Annotated in this window: 22 protein-coding genes and 1 rRNA gene; all 23 read right to left on the bottom strand. The window is 51.0% G+C overall.

The genetic code is table 11. The features are described 5' to 3' along the window. Positions 1-72, bottom strand: a 16S ribosomal RNA gene (locus tag EDC14_RS12820); the annotation flags it as partial. 390 nt (positions 73-462) lie between these two features. After that, entirely contained in the window at positions 463-1,098 is a 636-nt protein-coding gene (locus EDC14_RS12815; RefSeq protein WP_424337411.1) for a corrinoid protein, read from the bottom strand. Between the two features lie 33 nt (positions 1,099-1,131). Next, complete coding sequence (locus EDC14_RS12810; RefSeq protein ID WP_132014690.1) at positions 1,132-2,100, bottom strand: DUF4032 domain-containing protein; 969 nt, start codon at positions 2,098-2,100, stop codon at positions 1,132-1,134. A gap of 9 nt (positions 2,101-2,109) precedes the next feature. Further along, positions 2,110-2,691 (bottom strand): metallophosphoesterase family protein, encoded by a 582-nt coding sequence (locus EDC14_RS12805; protein ID WP_132014689.1) that lies wholly within the window; start codon positions 2,689-2,691, stop codon positions 2,110-2,112. A 45-nt stretch (positions 2,692-2,736) separates the two neighbouring features. Further along, entirely contained in the window at positions 2,737-3,840 is a 1,104-nt protein-coding gene (locus tag EDC14_RS12800; RefSeq protein WP_132014688.1) for an N-acetylglucosamine-6-phosphate deacetylase, read from the bottom strand. 174 nt (positions 3,841-4,014) lie between these two features. Then, positions 4,015-5,310 carry a GNAT family N-acetyltransferase gene (locus EDC14_RS12795; RefSeq protein WP_132014687.1) on the bottom strand — a complete coding sequence of 432 codons (1,296 nt, stop codon included), beginning with the start codon at positions 5,308-5,310 and terminating at the stop codon, positions 4,015-4,017. A 48-nt stretch (positions 5,311-5,358) separates the two neighbouring features. Continuing rightward, the gene (locus EDC14_RS12790) at positions 5,359-5,820 is read right to left on the bottom strand and encodes a CBO0543 family protein (protein WP_132014686.1); all 462 of its coding nucleotides are present in this window, start codon (positions 5,818-5,820) and stop codon (positions 5,359-5,361) included. Between the two features lie 174 nt (positions 5,821-5,994). Next, on the bottom strand, positions 5,995-6,219 hold the full coding sequence (locus tag EDC14_RS26805) for a hypothetical protein (RefSeq protein WP_165907997.1): 225 nt from the start codon (positions 6,217-6,219) through the stop codon (positions 5,995-5,997). Positions 6,220-6,351: 132 nt separating this feature from the next. Beyond that, positions 6,352-7,110: an ABC transporter permease gene (locus tag EDC14_RS12785; RefSeq protein ID WP_243662920.1), complete on the bottom strand. Its 759-nt coding sequence runs from the start codon at positions 7,108-7,110 to the stop codon at positions 6,352-6,354. Next, positions 7,094-7,978, bottom strand: coding sequence for an ABC transporter ATP-binding protein (locus tag EDC14_RS12780; RefSeq protein WP_132014685.1), 885 nt, complete (start codon positions 7,976-7,978; stop codon positions 7,094-7,096). The genes EDC14_RS12785 and EDC14_RS12780 overlap by 17 nt, the downstream gene beginning before the upstream one ends. Positions 7,979-8,258: 280 nt before the next feature. Further along, on the bottom strand, positions 8,259-10,193 hold the full coding sequence (locus EDC14_RS12775) for a LysM peptidoglycan-binding domain-containing protein (RefSeq protein ID WP_132014684.1): 1,935 nt from the start codon (positions 10,191-10,193) through the stop codon (positions 8,259-8,261). Further along, entirely contained in the window at positions 10,193-10,804 is a 612-nt protein-coding gene (locus EDC14_RS12770) for a hypothetical protein (RefSeq protein ID WP_132014683.1), read from the bottom strand. Before EDC14_RS12770 ends, EDC14_RS12775 begins: the two co-directional genes overlap by 1 nt. Continuing rightward, positions 10,785-11,396 (bottom strand): type 4a pilus biogenesis protein PilO, encoded by a 612-nt coding sequence (gene pilO / locus EDC14_RS12765; protein ID WP_132014682.1) that lies wholly within the window; start codon positions 11,394-11,396, stop codon positions 10,785-10,787. The genes EDC14_RS12770 and pilO overlap by 20 nt, the downstream gene beginning before the upstream one ends. Further along, positions 11,374-11,946, bottom strand: a complete 573-nt coding sequence (locus tag EDC14_RS12760) for a PilN domain-containing protein (RefSeq protein WP_132014681.1) — start codon at positions 11,944-11,946, stop codon at positions 11,374-11,376. The genes pilO and EDC14_RS12760 overlap by 23 nt, the downstream gene beginning before the upstream one ends. After that, the gene (gene pilM, locus EDC14_RS12755; RefSeq protein WP_165907995.1) at positions 11,943-13,007 is read right to left on the bottom strand and encodes a type IV pilus assembly protein PilM; all 1,065 of its coding nucleotides are present in this window, start codon (positions 13,005-13,007) and stop codon (positions 11,943-11,945) included. The genes EDC14_RS12760 and pilM overlap by 4 nt, the downstream gene beginning before the upstream one ends. Positions 13,008-13,035: 28 nt before the next feature. Next, positions 13,036-14,238 carry a pilus assembly PilX N-terminal domain-containing protein gene (locus EDC14_RS12750; protein ID WP_132014679.1) on the bottom strand — a complete coding sequence of 401 codons (1,203 nt, stop codon included), beginning with the start codon at positions 14,236-14,238 and terminating at the stop codon, positions 13,036-13,038. Between the two features lie 10 nt (positions 14,239-14,248). Then, positions 14,249-14,773 (bottom strand): PulJ/GspJ family protein, encoded by a 525-nt coding sequence (locus EDC14_RS12745; protein WP_132014678.1) that lies wholly within the window; start codon positions 14,771-14,773, stop codon positions 14,249-14,251. A 10-nt stretch (positions 14,774-14,783) separates the two neighbouring features. Further along, entirely contained in the window at positions 14,784-15,212 is a 429-nt protein-coding gene (locus EDC14_RS12740; protein ID WP_132014677.1) for a type IV pilus modification PilV family protein, read from the bottom strand. 16 nt (positions 15,213-15,228) lie between these two features. After that, positions 15,229-15,708 carry a pilus assembly FimT family protein gene (locus tag EDC14_RS12735; RefSeq protein WP_132014676.1) on the bottom strand — a complete coding sequence of 160 codons (480 nt, stop codon included), beginning with the start codon at positions 15,706-15,708 and terminating at the stop codon, positions 15,229-15,231. 3 nt (positions 15,709-15,711) lie between these two features. Further along, on the bottom strand, positions 15,712-16,422 hold the full coding sequence (locus EDC14_RS12730; RefSeq protein ID WP_279388756.1) for a prepilin peptidase: 711 nt from the start codon (positions 16,420-16,422) through the stop codon (positions 15,712-15,714). A gap of 66 nt (positions 16,423-16,488) precedes the next feature. Next, a complete protein-coding gene (locus EDC14_RS27570; RefSeq protein ID WP_132014674.1) occupies positions 16,489-16,902 on the bottom strand; it encodes a prepilin-type N-terminal cleavage/methylation domain-containing protein in 414 nt (137 codons plus the stop codon). A gap of 100 nt (positions 16,903-17,002) precedes the next feature. Next, positions 17,003-18,217 carry a type II secretion system F family protein gene (locus tag EDC14_RS12720; protein ID WP_132014673.1) on the bottom strand — a complete coding sequence of 405 codons (1,215 nt, stop codon included), beginning with the start codon at positions 18,215-18,217 and terminating at the stop codon, positions 17,003-17,005. 9 nt (positions 18,218-18,226) lie between these two features. Then, a complete protein-coding gene (locus tag EDC14_RS12715) occupies positions 18,227-19,288 on the bottom strand; it encodes a type IV pilus twitching motility protein PilT (RefSeq protein ID WP_132014672.1) in 1,062 nt (353 codons plus the stop codon). Positions 19,289-19,444: the final 156 nt, after the last annotated feature.

Below are 19,444 nucleotides of genomic sequence, written 5' to 3'. Positions count from 1 at the left end.
CATTCGCTCGACTTGCATGTATTAAGCACGCCGCCAGCGTTCGTCCTGAGCCAGGATCAAACTCTCCGTAAATTATTGGTTCTGCTGTTCCGGTTACCCGGTTCAGTTGAATTCTAATTCGTCAGAGCTTGATTGGCTCTTGTTTTTATTCTGGCTTTGGTACGGAATGGTGTTAATCCATTCCCTACTCTTAATTCGAAAAATAACCTCATCCAGTCATTTCTCTTTTTCTACTGTTCAGTTTTCAAGGTTCAGGTCCGTCGCGTCGCGACCACTTGGCTCGTGACGCATTTAGTAGTATATCAGAAACATTTCTCTGTGTCAACTGGGATTTTGTTCTATCGAGCAATTTCTTTGATGTTTTTGGAATATCTCAGCGACAGCTTTAATAGATTATCACATCCATTTGAAACTGTCAATATAATCTTTGAAATATTTCAGTATTCCAAATCCGAGGCAATGTTATTGTGAAATGAGCGATTTAGCCAGTTCAACAGCCATGCCCGCATCCGGCGCATACCCATCGGCTCCGATCTTATCGGCATAGCTTTGAGAAACCGGCGCTCCTCCGATCATGACTTTCACCGCCGTCCGCAGGCCGTTCTTCTCCAATTCCTGAACGACTACGGCCATTTCCGGCATGGTTGTGGTCAAGAGAGCTGACAAGGCCAGAATATGGGCTTGTTTCTCTTTGACCGCGGCAATAAACTTTTCCGTCGCAACATTGCTGCCGAGATCGATGATCTCGAAACCGGCCCCTTCCAGCATCATTGCCACCAGGTTCTTGCCAATATCATGTTGGTCGCCCTTCACCGTCCCAATCACCACTTTACCTAGCGGTTCATGTTCGGTCCCGACGAGGAGCGGCTTCAAAATCGCCAGGCCCGCATGCATGGCCCGGGCCGCCAGCATCACCTCGGGAACAAAGATCTCATTGTTCTTGAACTTCTCAGCAATGATACTCATTCCCGCCACTAAGCCCTGATTGATGATTTCCGTTGCCGCCAGGCCGTCATTCAAACCTTGCTCAACCAGCTTTTTGACTTCGCCGCCCCGGCCGGTCGTGACGGCAGTCATCAATTGCGAATATAGATCCAAACGTAACACTCCCCGGGAATTCGCTCCAAGAACTTATTCCTTTTGGTTTGTATTATATAATAAGAGCCCGTTTCCGTCTACAAATTGCTCATAAGAATATAGGTTGCCATTGGGGCACTCCGTAGCGCAAGCGCCACAGCCTTGGCAACTTTCGGCAATCATCAGCCGTCCGTCCTCGTGGCAGATCAACCCTTCCGGACATTTTCGGCTACACTTAAAGCATGGTTCGGTACATGGCCGCTTCAAAACCATCCCTTTGAGCAGATCCCGGAGATGAAAGGATGGCGCTTCGGCCCGATTGCAAAAATCATTCACTGCCTCTTGTGGGTTAATCGGTCTTCTTTGCAGGTGGGATTTGAAGAGCTGGTGATGGATGACAAACACGAACAGATCGTCCGCCGTATACAAGGGAAAATGGCGCCGGAGTTTACGGGCCTCAATCATCCGAACCACCGGAGCGTAGATCTCGTCCCGCCACATCATGGCCGCTGTTTTCATGTTCAAGGGCTGTTGGGTCTTCTTCAAATGCTGCTTGGCATATAACCGGATATAAACAAGCAACTTATTATATGCCCCATTGGTGGTGAGGTAAAGCTTCAACCCGGTTTTCCATTCAAAACGCGACCGTTCCCGCCATAGACGATGTTCATCGGAGTCGGCCGGGGGCAGCAACTCTTGAACCTCGGCGTCAATATAGGCCTGTTCAATCTGTTTGGCCGCGGAGACCCGGTGATTGCCGTCAATGACGTAATAATCATCCCGGATTTTATAGACTGAAATGGGCGGAAGGACCACCTCTTGCTCCATGGCCGCAATGACCGATCGCAATTTTCCCTTATCCGCCCGTTCGGGACGGAATTGCCGGTCAAACTCGCGCCAACGGTTGACACTCCCCTCGATCTGGGCGACTTCAATGGGCTGAACGCCGTGATAGAGGATTTCGGATAACCTCTCCGCCTCATAGATTTCTTTAAAAGTGTTCCTTCTTGGCGCGGTAAACATCGTTCCCCCTCAAACTTCGAAAACGTAGTGTCCGTAGACATTGACGATCCGGGTATTTTGGACTTGGGTTACTCGAGGCAGGTTTCGTTGGTAGTTCAAATGAATATGCCCGTGCAAAAAGTATCGGGGTTGAAGCCTGTTCACCAGCTGATGAAAGGATTGGAAACCTTGATGGCAGCGGTCCGCGCCATCATGGATTCCCCGGGGCGGAGCATGCGTCACAATGATATCCGGGCGGCCGTGAAGCAGCGTTTTGAGACAGGCCAACCGGACCATCCAGGCCATCTGGGCCTCCGTATACTGGACGGCGTGGGTCGTATAATCGATTGAACCTTCAAAGCCCAGGAAACGAAGGTTCTTGTAGGAGAATAAACGCTGGTGGAGGTTTTCGCCCAGCTGGATCTCAGGGGTCAATGCCAGGTCATGATTGCCGCGGACAAAAAGCAACGGCACGCCATAGATCGTGGATAAGTACGACAGATAACTTTCGTTCAAATCGCCGCAGGAAACGATCAGATCGATTCCCGCGATCCGTTTCGTCTCCGAAGCCAACAAGGACTCTTCGACATCCGATACGGCCAGGATTTTCATGGTAACTCCTACGCCAAGCTGAAATGGCCCGACAATTCCCTCTGGTTACAAAGAGATCAAACCGCTGATGACCTCTCCCTCGACCATGGTCATCACCACGTCCAGGTCGGTGGTCATGGCGATGATATCGGCATCCTTACCCGGGTAAATGCTTCCTTTCTTCTTATTAACGCCCAGCAAGCGGGCTGGGTTATAGGTCGCCATCCGTAGAACATCCGCCAAATCGCATCCGATCATCGCGAAGGTCTTCCGAACCGCCTCGTCCATGGTGAGCGTTTCCCGGGATTGCTCGGGACCGAACGGCTGGCCGTTCGAAGCCAGGATGATCCGTTCCGGACTTTTCAATTGCCAAACCAGCGCCACGGTGGCCGGGTGAAGCGCATCGTCCTGAACAACGATCTCCACCGGCAAGGCGGCATCGGTCAAGGCGGCTCCGATGATCCCCGGCTGCCTGGGATCGAGTAGCGGGAACCCCGCGAAGCAATCGGTGACACAGCCGAATCCGGCTTCGATCGCGGCCCGGGCAGTTTCGAAGCTGGCCGCGCTATGCCCGATCGAAGCCACGATGCCATTTTTCTTGAGTTCCCCGGCCAGTTCCAGCGCTCCCGGCAGTTCCGGGGCGAGCGTGACCAGCTTGATACCACGTCCGCTCTGCAGATGAACGGCCTGTATCGCTAGCCAATCCGGCAGCCGTGAACCATCCGCCGGCTTAGAGAGATCGATCGTATCGAGCGCCCCATACGGTCCTTCCAGATGCAAACCGAGACAACGGGCTCCCTTGTAGGCCGGAGCGGCATTCAGCTCCGCATAGGCCCGCGCCACTTGGAACAGTTGTCCTTGAGAGGCCGCGGCGGTGGTCGCCAGAAACCCGGTCACTCCGTGAGTAGCCTGGAATTTCCCGATTTCATTCAACGCCTCGGGCGTGCCGCTCATCACGGCCGCGCGTCCGCTACCGTGCAAATGCTGGTCGATGAAACCCGGCGCCAAAATCAAGCCTTCCAGCGGCACTTCGCGAAATTCGGCCGGAATCGCGATCTCATCGGCCGGACCCGCCGCCGCGATCTTCCCTTGCCTCACCAAAACAGTCGCCTCTTCAATGAAAGAAAATGGCGTATACAAGGCGGCTTTCGTCAAAGCTAACGGTTCCACTGGCTTGGCGCCTCCCTAAAATGTTACAATCCTAAACATTATCGATACATTTCATGACTTTACAATCGCCACCGAGCGCGAAAGAGAAAAAGATCGCACAAAAATCTTTCTTGTCCTTCATCGCGCCGGAACGGCCGCCGGGAAGGGGATTTCCTTCCGGATACTATCAGCATTTTAGTACAAATAATTTGCATCCCAGATAAATGGGTATTTGGCTGGAAAGAGCCGTTGCCGTAAGGCCGGGTCGCACTGAATCAGGCTCAGATCCTCCAAATCATAAAAACCCAGGAAAAGCCGGGTCAGCAATTGCAGAGTCGCGGCGCTCTGCGGCGGCTTGGCGAAATGAAAGGTGAGCCGCTCCGGGCTTCTCTCCATCTGCAGCAGGGCTCCGTCCGGTTCAAAGCCGATACTTGCCCCTCCGGAAGCTCCGCTCAACGGCCAGGGATCGAGCCGTTCCCGAAGCACTGGACCGAGCATGGCCAGGAAGGCGTCCCAATCCAGGATCTTGAGCATGCCAAAACGCGGCGCCGGATCCAGATGGGTTCCGCCCATGCGGTAGGCCGCGCTGTTCAAAAGATGCAGCGGCGTTCCCTGAATCACGACCTGGTTGAGCTGAGACGCATCTTCCGTCTTTGCAACGATCTTCGTCACGAGCTGTTGCAACATCGCCGAAGCGTCTCCGGGGCTCGATGCCACGGCTTCTGTAATAATTATCCTTTCCCGCCGGATTTCCTCTTTATAATATAAATATCCCGCAACGCTCCCGTCATTCTTTTCCCAGACCAAAAAGTTACGGCGTTCCGGAAAAGGAACCTCCCGCAACACGCCGGCTTCGATATCCAACTCCGCCAGGCGGTCACGCCACCATTCCGCGGTCCGGAGCGGTTGCAGCCAAAAAGACCGGTTGGTGCCGGAGTACAACTCGCCTATCCGGAGCAGGTCGGAAACCTTATATTCCCGCAGGCGCCCGCGGCCGTTCCGTTCCCGGCCGTCCTTATCCCCTACCCGGGCAGCCGCGAGGGCGAGCCGGGTGCGGTAGCGCGGCAATACCGGGACAAAGCCGAACCTGGGGTAAAAATCGGGGATACCCCACAGAAAGGCCGCCGGAATCCCTTGCTGGCGGACCTCTTCCATCCCGAGATTCAAACAATGGCCCGCCAGTCCCCGGCTCCGCGCCTCCGGAGCCGTCACCACCGGCGAGATCGCCCAGACCGGGATGTCCGCCCGGTCCAATGAAAGCACTTGCGGGAAAAAGCCTACCGCCGCCAGCAGTTGTCCGGCTTCCTCCGCCACAAAAACTCGCCCCGGGTCCCACCCGGGCAATGAATATAAGTAGCTGAATAAAATCCGGTGCTCCTCGCCTTCCCGAAGGTCCAGCGCACCTTGGGAATCGACCGCAAAGCCACGGGCTATCAAGTCCAGGAGAGCCTCCCGGTCCCCTGCTCCCGCTTTTCGATATGTCGTCGCCATGATCTCACCATTGATCCCATCAACGGGCGCGTCCGCTTCCCGCTGAATTCACAGATTGGATTTCTTCACGATAATATTGGTTCCATTATACCATCTCTCCTGGAGGAAGATCAGTCCAAAAAACAAGATATAGAATAAAAACGCGCGCAGCGGATTCCAATGATCGTAACCGATCCAGCCCACCCAGACAAAAAACCACTCAAAAAGAGCATTCACGGCCGACCACGCCAAGCCGTAGCCCACCTTGACCAGGGGAGGATGGCTTGCCGGGAAAAAACGGATAAACAGCGCCCCCTCCGCCGGCGCGATGCCCAGATCGGACCAGAGGCTCAGGCCGCCGACCACCGGTCCGTAATAAGCCCATTGGTCCAGCCGCACTCCCAGCAGATCGGAGACTGTTCCGAGCAATGCCGAGAAGAGAACGACCGGATAATAGTTGCGCCAGTCGCGGCCCGGAATCACCAAAAAAAAGACGGTCCAGAGGAAAATCGTTGTCAGAATATACGCCATGCGGATAGTATGTCCCGGATGGACGGCAGGTACTTGACATTTTCGGATTTTCCCTTTTTCAGGCGGGGAGGCTTTCGCGGGAAAGAAATGTTTTTTCTTACGCGTCCAGTTCGACTGAGCGTACCCTTTACTGGACTGTCTTTGACACCTTGAAAATAGGCTGATTATTGGCCGCTACTCCGGAGCAAAGTTGCGGAAGGCCAACGGAGCGGTTGCTTCATTCGCCGCAACAGCTGCCCTTAACCGGGCAATGGTCGCGCACCCCAGGGCAATGGTCGCGCACCCCAGGGCAATGGTCGCGCACCCCAGGGCAATGGTCGCGCACCCCAGGGCAATGGTCGGGCAATGGTCGCGCACCCCAGGGCAATGGTCGCGCACCCCAGGGCAATGGTCGCGCACCCCAGGGCAATGGTCGCGCACCCCAGGGCAATGGTCGCGCACCCCAGGGCAATGGTCGCGGCGGACTCCGCCAGAGTGCGGAGTCCGCCGCGACCGGACCGGCGACTGGATTGGCTGCAACACTGTAAGTCGTCAGGCGGTCTCCAGCCCCCAACGCCTGCGGATGCTCCGTTCCAGCCTAGCAAAGAGCAGGCGATCGAATAATAACCCCAAAACGATCAGGATCAACATCACGGCGATGACCCGGTTCATATCATTCAATTCCCGCCCCATCATCAACAGCTGCCCCAGGCCCGTGCTGACATAGAGCAGTTCTCCGGCCATCAGGGAACGCCATGCGAAGGACCAGCCTTGTTTCAGGCCGGTGACGATAGCCGGCAGGGCAGCCGGCAACAGAATGGTAGTGAGCATCGTCAACCCTTTGGCGCCCATGTTTTGGCCGGCTTTCACGAAAATTGCCGGGATATTTTTGACTCCGCTGTCGGTGGAGATGGTGATCGACAACAAGGCGCCCATGACGACGACGAAAAGCATGGCCCGTTCACTCAGGCCGAACCAGAGGATCGCCAGCGGCAGCCAGCAGATGCTCGGCAGGGTCTGCAGCCCCACCACTAGGGAACCGACGGTATCTTCGAGAATCTGACTCCGGCCGATGGCGAAGCCGAGCCCCATCCCCAAGATGATCGATATCCCGTAACCAATCGCGATCCGTTTTAAGCTGACCAATGTTCCAATGAAAAAGGAATGGTCCGCCAAGCCGTCGAGGAAACTGGCCAAGACGCCCCGTGGGGAAGGGACCATGTATTCCGGCCATATTTTGGCCTGGCAAAGGAGTTGCCAGAGGAAGATGAACCCCAGATAAAAGAGGAGCCGCCTAGTTAGCTTTTTCACCGGCAATTCCTCCTTGAATATCACCGGGTTCATTCATGAACTCCGCGACGATCTCGCTCCGCAGTTCCCGGAAAGGCCAATCCTCCCCGGAGCGCGGATAACCCAAATCCACCGGAAACTCCCGTTTGATCCGCCCCGGATGCGAAGACAACAAGACAATTCTGTTGCTGAGCATCAGCGCCTCATCGACGTTATGCGTGACAAACAGAATGGTCACGCCGGTCTTTTTCCAGATCTCCAGCAGGAGTCGGTACATGTCCTGCTTGGTCTGCACGTCCAGAGCGGCAAACGCCTCATCCATCAACAAGATCTCCGGTTTTAGGACCAAGGCGCGGGCCAGCGCGACCCGTTGTTTCATGCCGCCCGAGAGTTGATGGACGCAGGCATCCTTGAACGGCCATAAATGTACCATGGACAGATACTGCTCGACCAACGCCTGAATGACCGGTTTGGAAAAATTGCGCAGTTTTAAGCCGTAAGCCACATTGTCGAAGACATTCAGCCACGGAAATAAGGACGATTCCTGAAAGATCAGCAGCCGTTTGCAGGCTCCGCCGTGCGGATCGTCAAAGCTTTCGATCGTCCCGCTATCCGCGCGGTCCAGTCCGGCGATGAGATTCAGCAGGGTACTTTTGCCGCATCCCGAAGGACCGACGATCGCCACGAATTCGCCGCGCCGGATTTCCAGATTGATATCAGCTAGCGCCTGAATCTCTTTCCCCGCCACCGTATATGATTTATAAAGCCGGTCGATCTTCAATTTGGCGTCGAACCGGTCGTCACTATTCAAGATAACCGGCGCTACCTTGGGCGCAGGTATCGCTCTGGGCAAGGCCAGATCGATCTCCGTCCCGCTGGGTACGTTCATTTGTTTTACCACCCCATCCTGTTCATTGAGACGTAAGTTGTCAATACAGTTAGTATACAGTATGTCGTGGCAAAGGGAATGGGAGCAAGTCCGAGGCAAACAGATAAAGGAGTCTTTACCATCCTAAAAAATAAAAGGTTGTTGACATTAAGATGCCACAACCTTGAAGTTCAAAAGTTCTTTGTCCGTCTTTTCCGGACTTTATAAAAATATTCACCAAAGTCGGCTTAAACCCAAATTTGCATCATAACATTGGGAGTTCATATTCCTTACGATTAAATCAAACCTGAGAATTAACAATTTCATCCACAGAGACGGGTAAAATGATTAACTGCCCCGACTCTATCTTGGTAATGTCGGTCAGATGATTCAACGCTTTTAGCCGTTCAACAGTTAATCCGTAGCGGTTGGCAATCCGCCAAACCGTTTCTTTGGGTTTGACTTGATAAAGATGGCTTCTGGGAATAGGGACCAGCAGAACTTTGCCGACATTAATCTTGTCAACCGCTTTTATCCGATTTTCCTTGGCAATGCTTTCGACGGTAACGCCGTAATTTCCGGCAATTTTCTGAAGAGTCTGTCCAGGCTTGACGGTGACCTTTTTCTTTAAGCCTATTTCAGGAACCGGGGCTGCTTCTACTTGGATTGAAACTGATTGTGCCGCGCCATTATCTGTTTTCGTCTCTACCAATTCAGGGAATATAACCTCATTGGTCTCCGTTGTCGTCTGGATGTCGACAGAGGCTACTTCGGGTTGCGGCGGACTGTTTTGAAGATTAGCCTCCTGTTGAGTGGTCTCCTTCACGGAAGGAAAGACTACTGGCGCATTTTGAATCGGATCCGGTTGCTTGTTTATCTCCGGAAGCTGTGAGGTTGAAGACGCGGTATTCTCCTCTTTCTTTAGAGGACTTTTTGAGTTTTGCTCCTGCTCCGCGATGTCTTTCCTCACTTCTCCTTGTTCTAGCTTTGGCTGGACAACCGCAGGCACCGTCTTAGTTTCAATCTGGCCGGTCTTCACGGAATTAGCCTGCTCGCTCTTGGAACGCACCACGCGGGGAGTGATAAAGATGCAGATCTGCGTATCTTCGTTAGGACCGTCGGTTTTAGAACGAAATAACGCGCCCAGCAACGGAATTTTTGAAAAGCCGGGCACCCCCGACGTGTTCTCCCCCTTTCGAGTTTGAGTCAGGCCAGATAATACAAAAGTCTCCCCGTCTTGCAAACGCACCACCGAACTGACTTCCCGGGTGCGCACCAACGGCACTTCATCTCCGCTGCCGGTCTTTTTCCATTCCGCGATATTGCTGACTACCGCTTTTACCGTCACCGTCACGATGTTGTTGTCATTGACGCGCGGGGTCACAGTCAAGGTTGTCCCCACGTCGATGTATTCGACCTTGTATTCGACATCGCCGTCGTCCGATTTTTCGGAGGTAATCACCGGCGTCTTATCCCCGATAAAGATCTTTCCCTCCTGACTGTCGGTGGTCGAAATATTGGGATTGGCCAACAGCTTGGCCTTATTTTGAGTTTCCAGCGCCGCTAACGTTTGAGCGGTTTTAAGGTTGAATTCGAAAGAATTGCTGATCGAGAACTCCGGAAACTCCCAGGAAATCCCCAATTCTTTTGTGGCGCTGGTTGAAATCTCTTCCACGCGGGCGTCGATATTAATCTGAGGTAATTCCCGGTCCAATTTGGCAATTAACTCGCCGATATTTTGCTGCTCCAAAGTACTGGCTTTGATGGTTAGCTGGTTCGTTCGCTTATCGATACCAATCTGATCTTTCACGACGATACTCTTTAAAGCGTCGGCGACCTGATCGGCCTGGGCGTTATTCAACCGGTAAACACGAGTCTCTTTATCATTAAAGCTGCTGAAAGTTTTCTCATTGCCGATGATTACTGTCCGGTTATCGGCATTCCAACGAAATGAATACCCGTATGTCTGCGCCAATAGTTCAACGGCTTCCTTGACTGTCAGTCCGTACTTGAGTTTGGTCGTAACTGGACCTTTGACCGCCGGATCCAATAAGATATTGAAGCCGCCCAACTCGGCGAGGCTTCGGAAAATGTCCCGGATATCCGCATCGGAAACATCCAGCGTCGATATGATTTCGCTATTGATTCCCTCTCCCTGGACAATATGGGGGAGAAGTACGATTGAAAAGGAACAGATCAGGACGAAAACCCATCGAAATATTATCCGGTTGCGCATTATTTGGCCTCCTTCGTTTTCCCCAACCGCAATTGTTTGGTGGCTGACTGCAAAAGAATGGCATCGGGTTGAATCTCCGTCAAGCGATAATCGGAGTCGGATAGGCGATCGCCGATCTTCAGCAAGTATGACTTATTTTTGAAACCGACCAGCGCCAACTTATTGGCGGTTGTGCCGATAATTCCTTGCCATACCGGCAAGATCTCTTCTTTAGGCTGTTCAATGCCAGGAGGCATCTCGTCCGCCTTTGGTTTATCAACGATCGGTTTCACGGTATCAATCCCGGAGCGTTCGACCAACGTTTGAATATTGGCTGGTTCCGCTTTTGAGCCATTGATTACACTTTGCAGGATGGAGACTACTTCCGGAGGCGGTTCAAAAGGATTTCGCATGCCCAAATCATTAGAGTCTCCCGCCTCCGCTGGCGCCGCAGCCGTCTCCCGCTGCAGGGCTCCAGGTTCCCGATGAATCTGCGGGGCGGTGGTCAAAAGCGACCGCTGTGGCTGTTGCGGCAGCGAGAGATAGATGATGGCCACAATCCCGACGCCGATTACGATCCAGGTCAGCGGGCTGAGTTGTTGGCCTTTATTCTTACTGTCCTGTTTTTTCATGGCTTTCCTTCCCCGTAGATTTGGTAATTAAATCGATGGTCAGGGTAATATCCAATGGATAGTGCTTTAAATTCTGCTTTACCGGCTCGCCCGGCTGCGGGTATGCCTGGCCGTTCACCGACAGGTCGGATACTTTTAAGAAACGTTCCGCTTGGTCTACTTCTTCAAGAAAGCGGTTTAAGCCGCTGAAACTTCCCTGCAACGACAGTTTCCATTGGTAGACGGCATATTGTGAAAGGTCTTTATAATGAACCGGCTGAGGCAGAATCTGAATATTCTGCAAATTGAGCTCGTTCCTGGCGACCATGGTCTCCAATTCCCGGATGAACTTTTCCTGTTCTTCCCGGCTGGGTACATATTGCAAAAAATATTCGGTTTCAGCCTGGGAGGCCTCTTTCTCCCGTTGCAGCCGCGGCAGAAGGTGCAACTTGGCTTTGACCGCTTGCAGCTCGCTTTGTTTCGCCGCCAGCACCGGCGCAAGCTTCTCATTTTCCCCGTATAAAGAATAAGCCCATGCGCCTCCTCCGAGGAGCAGCAACAGCGCCATCGTTGCCAATACGGAATCAACATTAATTTTGTCGATTTTCAACATATTGAGAACTCCTTCCGGTATTCATCTCAATATTGAAAGCGTAGATAGAAAGCGCCGCCGAGTTCTCAGTTTGCTGCTGGACCGAGTTCAGTTTCAGGGCTTGTACCGAATCCAACTGGTTGATATGGAACATCAGATCGCCGAGGATCGATAAGGAAACCGTATTGCCGGTCAGTTTCATGCCGCCGTCGGACCCAATCGACAAATTGGTAAACCAGCAATTCTCCGGCACGGCTCTAGCCAGGCCGGAGAGGATCCGCCGTAGATCGGGATAGGCTTGCTTGATCTGTTCAAGCTGCGCTTTCTGCTCCACCACCTCGCGGTTAAGCTGTTCGGCCTGTTTGACCGCGCTGATGGACCCCTGAAACATCTGCAACTGTTCCTGGGTACTTTGTAACTGTTGGGCCATGGTCAAATGGTTAAAATATAGATAGACCAGCCCGCTCGCGAGTCCAAGCACCAGCAAGACCCCCAGGATATAAACAGCCAGCCGAAAAGTGCTTAGGGGTGGCTGAGGGCGGTATTCAAGCGGCAATAGATCAATTCTCATCCGTTGACGACCTCCCGCAGGCCCAGTCCGACCGCAACCGTCATCTTGGCCACATCCGCCGCGAACTCGGCGTGAATCGCTTCATGATAACGGATATCGGAGGTAGGGACGGCCAGTTGGACATCGATCCCCAATTCATTTTGCAAATATGGAATCATGCCGTTGATCTGCGACCCCCCGCCCGACACCAATAGCCTGGAGACTTCCTCGGTCCGCTGTTGCAATTGATAATAATCGAATGACCGTTTCAACTCCAACACCAGCTCCTTCAAGCCTTCCTGCATTGCGAAGTTGACCTTGTATCCGATACTGTCGGGGTTATTGTTCGTAAAATCGTATAATGCCTCGCTGAGGGTCAGCTTGAGCTTCTCCGCCTCATCGTAATTCACGCCGAGGTTCTTGCCGATGCTTTGCGTGAGCCGGTTGCCCGCCAACTGGATGATCCGGGTGAAGGTGGGGATCTGGTTTTTGACGATCATCAGATCGCTGGTTCCGGCGCCGATGTCCAGCAAGGCGACGCTTTGGGGCTGGTCTCCCTCAAGCCCGACCGCACGCATCATGGCGAAAGGCTGGATATCCATGGCCAACGGTTGGAGCCCGATCTCTTTGAGCGTTTCCAGGTGGCTATGGATGATCTCGTTCTGGGCGCAGACCAGCATCACTTCCACATCGCCCTCCCGGGGATCGGTATGGACCACCTGAAAGTCCATGGTCACTTCATCGATGGGAAAAGGAATATAGTTCTCCGCCTCGAACCGGACGGCGTTGGCCAGCTGTTCCTTACTGACGTCGGCCATCTTCAGCAGTTTGAAGAAACGGACGATCACCGCCTGGCTGGCGATGGCGACCACCACTTTGCGGTGTTTGATCTTGCTTTGCGCCAAGACCTCCCTGATCGCCCCGGCCACTGCCGCGCGATCCTTCACGATCCCGGCCGCCAACGCCCCGTCCTCCAGCGGAACGATCCCGAACCGTTCCAGGCTGACCGTTTTGCCGCCCTGTAATTCCGCGATCTTTACTGAACTGGTGCCGATGTCCAGACCTATCCCAACTTTGGCCAAACTAAGCGCCTCCGATTCGTAAGCTATATTATTCGTGATTCTCTTGCCAGTCTGAGAAAGTAATGGTTTTCATTTTAAGGTGTGCATCATCAAGTCCTTGCCACTTGAAAAAGTTTTTTAAAACCCAAAGTTTAACGGTGCCACCCTTTTTTGCAATAACCATTCCGTCTAGTTGAATATCTTTACCCCCAATCCAAGGTTCAAGATCAATTTCTTCCCCACTATACCACATTCCAATGAAATTGACGTTTGCAGAGTCAGTAATAATCTGGGGATCAAAAGTTAGTTTTTTTCCTGCAATTAAAGTTAACTTATCATTGTTAACATTTATAATTGATGATCGCCAAAAAAAAAGTAAATCGTCACAGGTAATTGTGAGATTACCTTTGGCAACAAATACTGTATTATTACATCTCATTTTAGCTTCTTTATAATTAAATAAATGTAAATGACCTTTTAATTTTATGGTAAGGTCACCGTCTGCATAAACTATCTTATCCTTAAAATAATCTTGTGAATAATTTTCATCAAAAATAATAGTTTGATCTCCAGGGTAATAAAAGCCCTTACCATAAATTTTTGCCTCTTGGGCATCCTTTTTGTAAGCGGAGAATGATACAGTCGGCGGTGCAATATAATTTACTAATTTTATTTGGTCACTCGATATAAGTGCTAATTTTTTATTAATATAGGTATTTTTATAATATCTTTGAGTAACGGCCAGCTGATCAGCAATACAAAAATATAAATCCACCGGACTATCCGCAAACACACTACCTTCAACGCGTCCGGTTAAAGTTAGTTTTGCCTCGTCGCCGCCCCATGAAGCTACTTTATAATCTAGTAAAGGGTTTTGTAATTGAATTGAAACCTGTAACGACCGATGGATCCCATCTTGAGTCGCTTCGCTTTTAATGATGTATTTACCTTGTGCTGCATCATAATGCCATGTAATATTACAAAAGCCATTTCCTGATCCCAACGGTTCTTCGGTCAAAGGATCATTTTGATCTTCAATTTCCTCTCCAATTTGGTTTTGATTTGCAAGATACCGCGCGGCCCATTCAATGCCAGCCTCACAAAGTTCAAAAGCTTTATCCGACTTATTCTTCAAATTAACACTGGTAATCTGATCTTTTCGCACTCCGTTTAGAGAAAGTAAAAATAGTGAAATTACTAAGACAATAATGATTGCCAGGACTAAGGCAATTCCTTTTTCATATTGTTTCACTAAATTCACCTCACTTTACCCAACCTTGATGATCGCTATCAAGGACTCCCTCAAAATTCCGAGGATGAATAGTAATTAAATTTTGATAACTTATCGTTGTATCTTTTGAATCATGAAGCTTCAAAGTTATCGAGAGCTCACTGAATTTAAGTTGGCTGTCATTTAAATAAGTTATTTTCCAGACATCAACGTTCTCGGCAATTATTGGATCCGTTTCTCCTGCCTTCTCCCGTTTTAAAATTGACCCTTCTTTATGATAGGTAATTTCTTGACCCGATGCGTTGCAAAAAGTAATACTTTCATTAGTTGTACCGGAATTACCCGTATATCTAAAGCGTTGGGCTGAAAGAATTTCATTTTTACAAAAGCTAAGGGTTGTTTGAACATATTGCTGAATCTCAGTTTCACTGCGCATAGCACTATAATAATTCGAAGTGTTTTTCAACATCAAGGCAATGGCAATAGTTAAAAAAGCGGTAATTGTAAAAGCGATCAGAATTTCCACCAAAGTAAACCCGTTCTTTTGAGTGGACATATTACCACCCCTACCTTGAGGAGATCAATGTAGTTTGGGTGACTGAAATTAATTTATCATTTTTATCATTATCATTATAATAAGTTACTGTGACTTTGACCCTTTTCAAGCTGGGGGATTCGGTTTCAAGTGACATATTGCCGGCATTATCCAAGGTTAAATCAGTAACGTCTTTCAAAATTTCAAAACCATCTGAATCAGTCCAAGCGTCTTGACCCTCAATCTCAGTAAACCTGTCTTGCGAAGCAAGTGTTTTACATTTTTCAATCTCATTGGCAGCTTTGGCCGCTGCCATATCCATACGTTTGGCCAACAACTGTGAACGACTCGTGGCAATGGTGTAACTTGCCAGCATTAATACTGCTGCAGCGAATAGAAGCATCGCCATCAAAACTTCCACCAGAGAAAAGCCTTTTTCGACATTGGAATGTTGCGGCATTTCAATCACTCCAATCCTAATTCCGTTTGATTAGACCCGTTACATATACTGTGAATGTTTGACTACTCCCGCACCCGCTAAACGTAACCGTTCCTTTTTTAAATTGTAAACTTTCATCAACCGGGCAACCCCATTGTGAGAACCGTACATAGTTTTGGGATGGAAACCCAGTAGTGCTAATTGTCCAAGTCGAAGCTAACCCATTGAAATTCTTGGATTCTAATTCCACATCGTCCTTATTTTTAATCTTATACTTAAATGTACCGGATTCCTCGCCCCATTGAAATTTGATATAGGTATTATTTGAAATCGCTAAACGCTGTGCCTGTCTAAGTCCATAATAAAACTGATCCGCCGCCTCATTAAACTTAGCCCAATCCGTAAATCCCTGGAACCTAGGCCAAGCCAAGCCTGCCACTATCCCTAAGATTGCTAAGGTAATGATCAATTCAATCAGCGTGAACCCCGCCGTTTGACGCGGATATCGCAAGCCCATCGCTTACAATCCTCCCCACGGGAGTATTTGTACGAAATATTTCCCTCCATATAAAATGAATAATACTCCCAATGCCAAAAACGGCCCGAAAGGCACCGGCGTTCTGCGATCGATCTTTTTCAAGCCCATAAACGGAACCAACAAGACAGTCCCGATCAAACTGCCCAGAAACAACGTGACCACCGCCTTCTCCCAGCCCAGCCAGATACCGGCCATCGCTAAAAACTTGACATCCCCCATGCCCATCCCCTTGGGATAAACCAGAATGATAGCCATTAAAATCCCGCCGCCGACAAAACCGCCAATCAAGGCTTCAAAAAGATTCCCTTGATACAGTCTGACTAACAGACCCAAGATCATCATCGGCAATGTCAGGCGGTCAGGGATGATCTGATGGTCCAGATCAATGAAGGCGATTGCAATGCAAACGTATGTCAATAGCAAATATGGGATGGCTGCGATGTTCAAGCCATAGACTGAAAACCAAATCCCGGTCAAAATTCCGGTCAATAATTCAACCGCCGGATAGCGCCAACTGATGGGCGATCGGCAATACCGGCATCTTCCTTTCAGCCCAATGTAACTCAGCACCGGGAAGAGATCGAAAATGCCTAACCGATGCTGGCAATAGGGACAATGGGAGGGGGGGAGGACGATCGACTCCCCCCGCGGTAAACGGTAAATTATAACATTTAAAAAACTACCCACAATCATGCCCAAGAAAAAAATAATGAAATTTGAAACAAACAATCTAATATACCTCACATAAAATCAAGAGCCTTATTCTTCGTTTTCTTGTAATTTTCCGGCCGCATTACCGTCTAGGCTGCAAGTTGCCTCCTGAACAACTACGTCATCCTTCGGATCGTTAGCGGTACCATTATCGTCCATGATAAAAGAGTACGTTCCGCTATTTGGACAAGTAACTGCACTCTTTAATACGGCTTTATCTTTTCCATTTTGACTAGTAGTCCACAAAGCTGCAACAGTGCTCGGCTCTTTACTGTTGGTCGCCCTATACAGCTCGATTGCTGTATTGAGCGTCGCAACATTATTATGGCATACACTCTTATTAGCGATGGCCGTCTGACTAATAAATCTCGGAACAGCTATGGCGGCTAGGATACCGATGATCGCAATCACGATCAACAGCTCCATCAGGGTAAATCCACCTTGTTCTCTGATTTTCCGCATGTTTTTTCACCTCCTTTCATTACATTTTTTATCTTATAGCAACATCTCGTTGAAAACTAATTCATTCTTGTTATGGCGATTGTAATTGTTTCCTGCGGTTTCATCTCAACAAGCCGCCCGAATTCATTTCAAACATTGGTAGCATCACCGCAGCTACAATTAACGCCACCGCGCCCCCCATTAAAACGATGATTGCCGGCTCAATCATGGTTGTTAAGGTAGTTACCGCATATTCCGCCTCTCTCTCATAAAAATCAGCAATTTCCGTAAGCATATTGGAGAGTTCACCAGTCTCCTCGCCGACCCCGATCATCTGGGTCACCAGCACCGGAAAAACTTTTAATTCCGCCAACGGTTGGGCGAACCCAGTGCCTTTAGTAATACTTGTCCGAGCGGCTTTGATGGCGTTGGCGACCACCATATTACCTGCCAAACGTTCCACTATCTCCAAACCGGTGGTAATCTGAATCCCACTCTCCAAGAGAGTGGCCAGGGTCCTGGTAAACCGGGCGATGCTTAACTTTTGGACTACTGGCCCGATTACCGGCATGGTATATAAAATTTTATCGGTGGCTCTCCGCCCGGGCATTGTATTCCGGTACGCTCCGAAGCCAAAAAGTCCTCCGAAAAATAGTCCGAAAATGATATACCAATAATCCCGGACACCATAGCAGAATCCCATTAACATCTTGGTAAACAAGGGCAAGGGTATTCCGGCGGAAGTAAATGTCTCCAAAAGCTTAGGCAGTACAAACACCATCAATACGGTGACTGACAAAATGGCAACTAGTGCAATGATAATAGGATAGGTCAGCGACCCGATCACTTTTTTGCGCAGCTCCATGTCCCGCTGGAGGTGCTGGGTCAGCCTTTCCAGCACCGTGTCCAATTGGCCGCTGGCTTCGCCCGCCTCCACCATATGGATATAGATGGCGGGAAAGGCGCGGGGATGTTTGCTCAAGGCGCCGTGGAGCGATTCCCCGCCCTCTACATCCCGCCGGATCTGGTTGATGATCATCGCGAAATGGTGGTTATCGTTCTGTTGCGCCAGCAGGTTCAAGCACGATACCAAATTCACCCCGGCCCGGATCAACACCGCAAACTGCCGGGTAAACAACAATAGATCGCGCAGCTTTATCTTGCGGTTCGGATTGGATTGGGTTCTGCCCCGCAGTTCCAGCAAGGGCTGGATCGCCGTGATATACAATCCGTCCTGCCGCAGCCTGGCTCCGGCCTCGCGTTCGCTGTTGGCGTCGATCAGTCCCGCCTTGACTTTGCCGCTTCTTTCGCGGGCTTGATATCGATAGGTCGGCATGCTCTCCCCCTACGAAACGCCCAGCAGTTTTTTGAATTCTTCCTGATCGGTCGAACGCAGCAGCGCTTCCTGAGCGCTGATGATCCGGCGCTGGCAAAGCGAGCGCAGCGCGGCGTCCATCGACTGCATCCCCAGCCTCCCGCCGGTCTGGATCACGGTCGGCAACTGATGGGTCTTGCCCTCGCGGATGATATTCCGCGCAGCGTTGGTCATGACCAGAACCTCGGCGGCCAGCACCCGGCCGGGTTTATCGACGCGCGGCAGCAATTGCTGCGAGATGATCGCTTGTAACGTCAATGACAATTGGGTCCGGACCTGTTCCTGTTGGTTGGGCGGGAAAACGTCGATGATCCGGTCGACGGTCTGCATGGCGTCATTGGTATGCAGGGTCGCCAGCACCAGATGGCCGGTCTCGGCGGCGGTCAGCGCGGTCTGGATCGTCTCGTAGTCCCGCATCTCGCCGACCAGGATCACATCCGGATCCTCGCGGAGCGCGGCCCGGAGCGCCCCGGCGAACGAATCGGCGTCGGTGCCGATCTCCCGTTGATTGATGAGGCTCCGTTTATGGCGGTGCAAGAACTCAATCGGATCTTCCAGCGTGATAATGTGGCAGCTCCGGTTCTGATTAATCAGATCGATCATCGAGGCCAGCGTGGTGGACTTGCCGCTCCCGGTCGGCCCGGTGACCAATACCAGCCCCCGGGTCTTTTCCACCAGTCCCGCCACCGCGTCCGGCAGGCCCAGCATGTCCAGATGCGGAATATCGGAAGGGATCAGCCGCATCACTCCGGCGATGGAACCCCGTTGGCGGAAGATGTTGACCCGGAACCGGCCCAACTCCGAAACGCCGTAGGAAAAATCGACGTGCCCGTCCTGGTTGAGCAGCCGCTGCCTGTGCTCATTCAGCAGCGGAGCCAACAATTCTTTAATCGTGGCGAAACTGAGGATGTCATACCCGGCGACGGGAATCAACTCACCGAAGATCCGCAACATCGGCGGCCTTCCCACCGTGAGATGAATGTCGGAGGCTTGTTCCCGCGCTCCGATGGTCAGGATGTCAACGAGTTCCAATGGCTCTCTCCCCGGCTTTCAATGATTCTCCAAAAACCACGGTCCTTCCGCTCCCGCTGCGGCGAATGGAATCGAAGCTTTTGGCATGTAACTATAAAAAATGGTTGCTGGATCATGATAAATAAGGGCAAGTATTTGTGGGAATATTGCGATAAG

Origin of the sequence: Hydrogenispora ethanolica, from assembly GCF_004340685.1 — a bacterium.
Classification (GTDB): domain Bacteria; phylum Bacillota; class UBA4882; order UBA8346; family UBA8346; genus Hydrogenispora; species Hydrogenispora ethanolica.
This window is presented reverse-complemented; position numbering and strand designations above follow the sequence as displayed.

What these genes read in the sequence shown, in the direction of transcription:
- EDC14_RS12810 (WP_132014690.1), bottom strand. Translation starts at nt 2,100, where the DNA reads ATGTTTACCGCGCCAAGAAGGAACACTTTTAAAGAAATCTATGAGGCG.
- EDC14_RS12805 (WP_132014689.1), bottom strand. Translation starts at nt 2,691, where the DNA reads ATGAAAATCCTGGCCGTATCGGATGTCGAAGAGTCCTTGTTGGCTTCG.
- EDC14_RS12795 (WP_132014687.1), bottom strand. Translation starts at nt 5,310, where the DNA reads ATGGCGACGACATATCGAAAAGCGGGAGCAGGGGACCGGGAGGCTCTC.
- EDC14_RS12790 (WP_132014686.1), bottom strand. Translation starts at nt 5,820, where the DNA reads ATGGCGTATATTCTGACAACGATTTTCCTCTGGACCGTCTTTTTTTTG.
- EDC14_RS12780 (WP_132014685.1), bottom strand. Translation starts at nt 7,978, where the DNA reads ATGAACGTACCCAGCGGGACGGAGATCGATCTGGCCTTGCCCAGAGCG.
- EDC14_RS12775 (WP_132014684.1), bottom strand. Translation starts at nt 10,193, where the DNA reads ATGCGCAACCGGATAATATTTCGATGGGTTTTCGTCCTGATCTGTTCC.
- EDC14_RS12770 (WP_132014683.1), bottom strand. Translation starts at nt 10,804, where the DNA reads ATGAAAAAACAGGACAGTAAGAATAAAGGCCAACAACTCAGCCCGCTG.
- pilO (WP_132014682.1), bottom strand. Translation starts at nt 11,396, where the DNA reads ATGTTGAAAATCGACAAAATTAATGTTGATTCCGTATTGGCAACGATG.
- EDC14_RS12760 (WP_132014681.1), bottom strand. Translation starts at nt 11,946, where the DNA reads ATGAGAATTGATCTATTGCCGCTTGAATACCGCCCTCAGCCACCCCTA.
- EDC14_RS12745 (WP_132014678.1), bottom strand. Translation starts at nt 14,773, where the DNA reads ATGTCCACTCAAAAGAACGGGTTTACTTTGGTGGAAATTCTGATCGCT.
- EDC14_RS12740 (WP_132014677.1), bottom strand. Translation starts at nt 15,212, where the DNA reads ATGCCGCAACATTCCAATGTCGAAAAAGGCTTTTCTCTGGTGGAAGTT.
- EDC14_RS12735 (WP_132014676.1), bottom strand. Translation starts at nt 15,708, where the DNA reads ATGGGCTTGCGATATCCGCGTCAAACGGCGGGGTTCACGCTGATTGAA.
- EDC14_RS12730 (WP_279388756.1), bottom strand. Translation starts at nt 16,422, where the DNA reads ATGATTGTGGGTAGTTTTTTAAATGTTATAATTTACCGTTTACCGCGG.
- EDC14_RS27570 (WP_132014674.1), bottom strand. Translation starts at nt 16,902, where the DNA reads ATGCGGAAAATCAGAGAACAAGGTGGATTTACCCTGATGGAGCTGTTG.
- EDC14_RS12720 (WP_132014673.1), bottom strand. Translation starts at nt 18,217, where the DNA reads ATGCCGACCTATCGATATCAAGCCCGCGAAAGAAGCGGCAAAGTCAAG.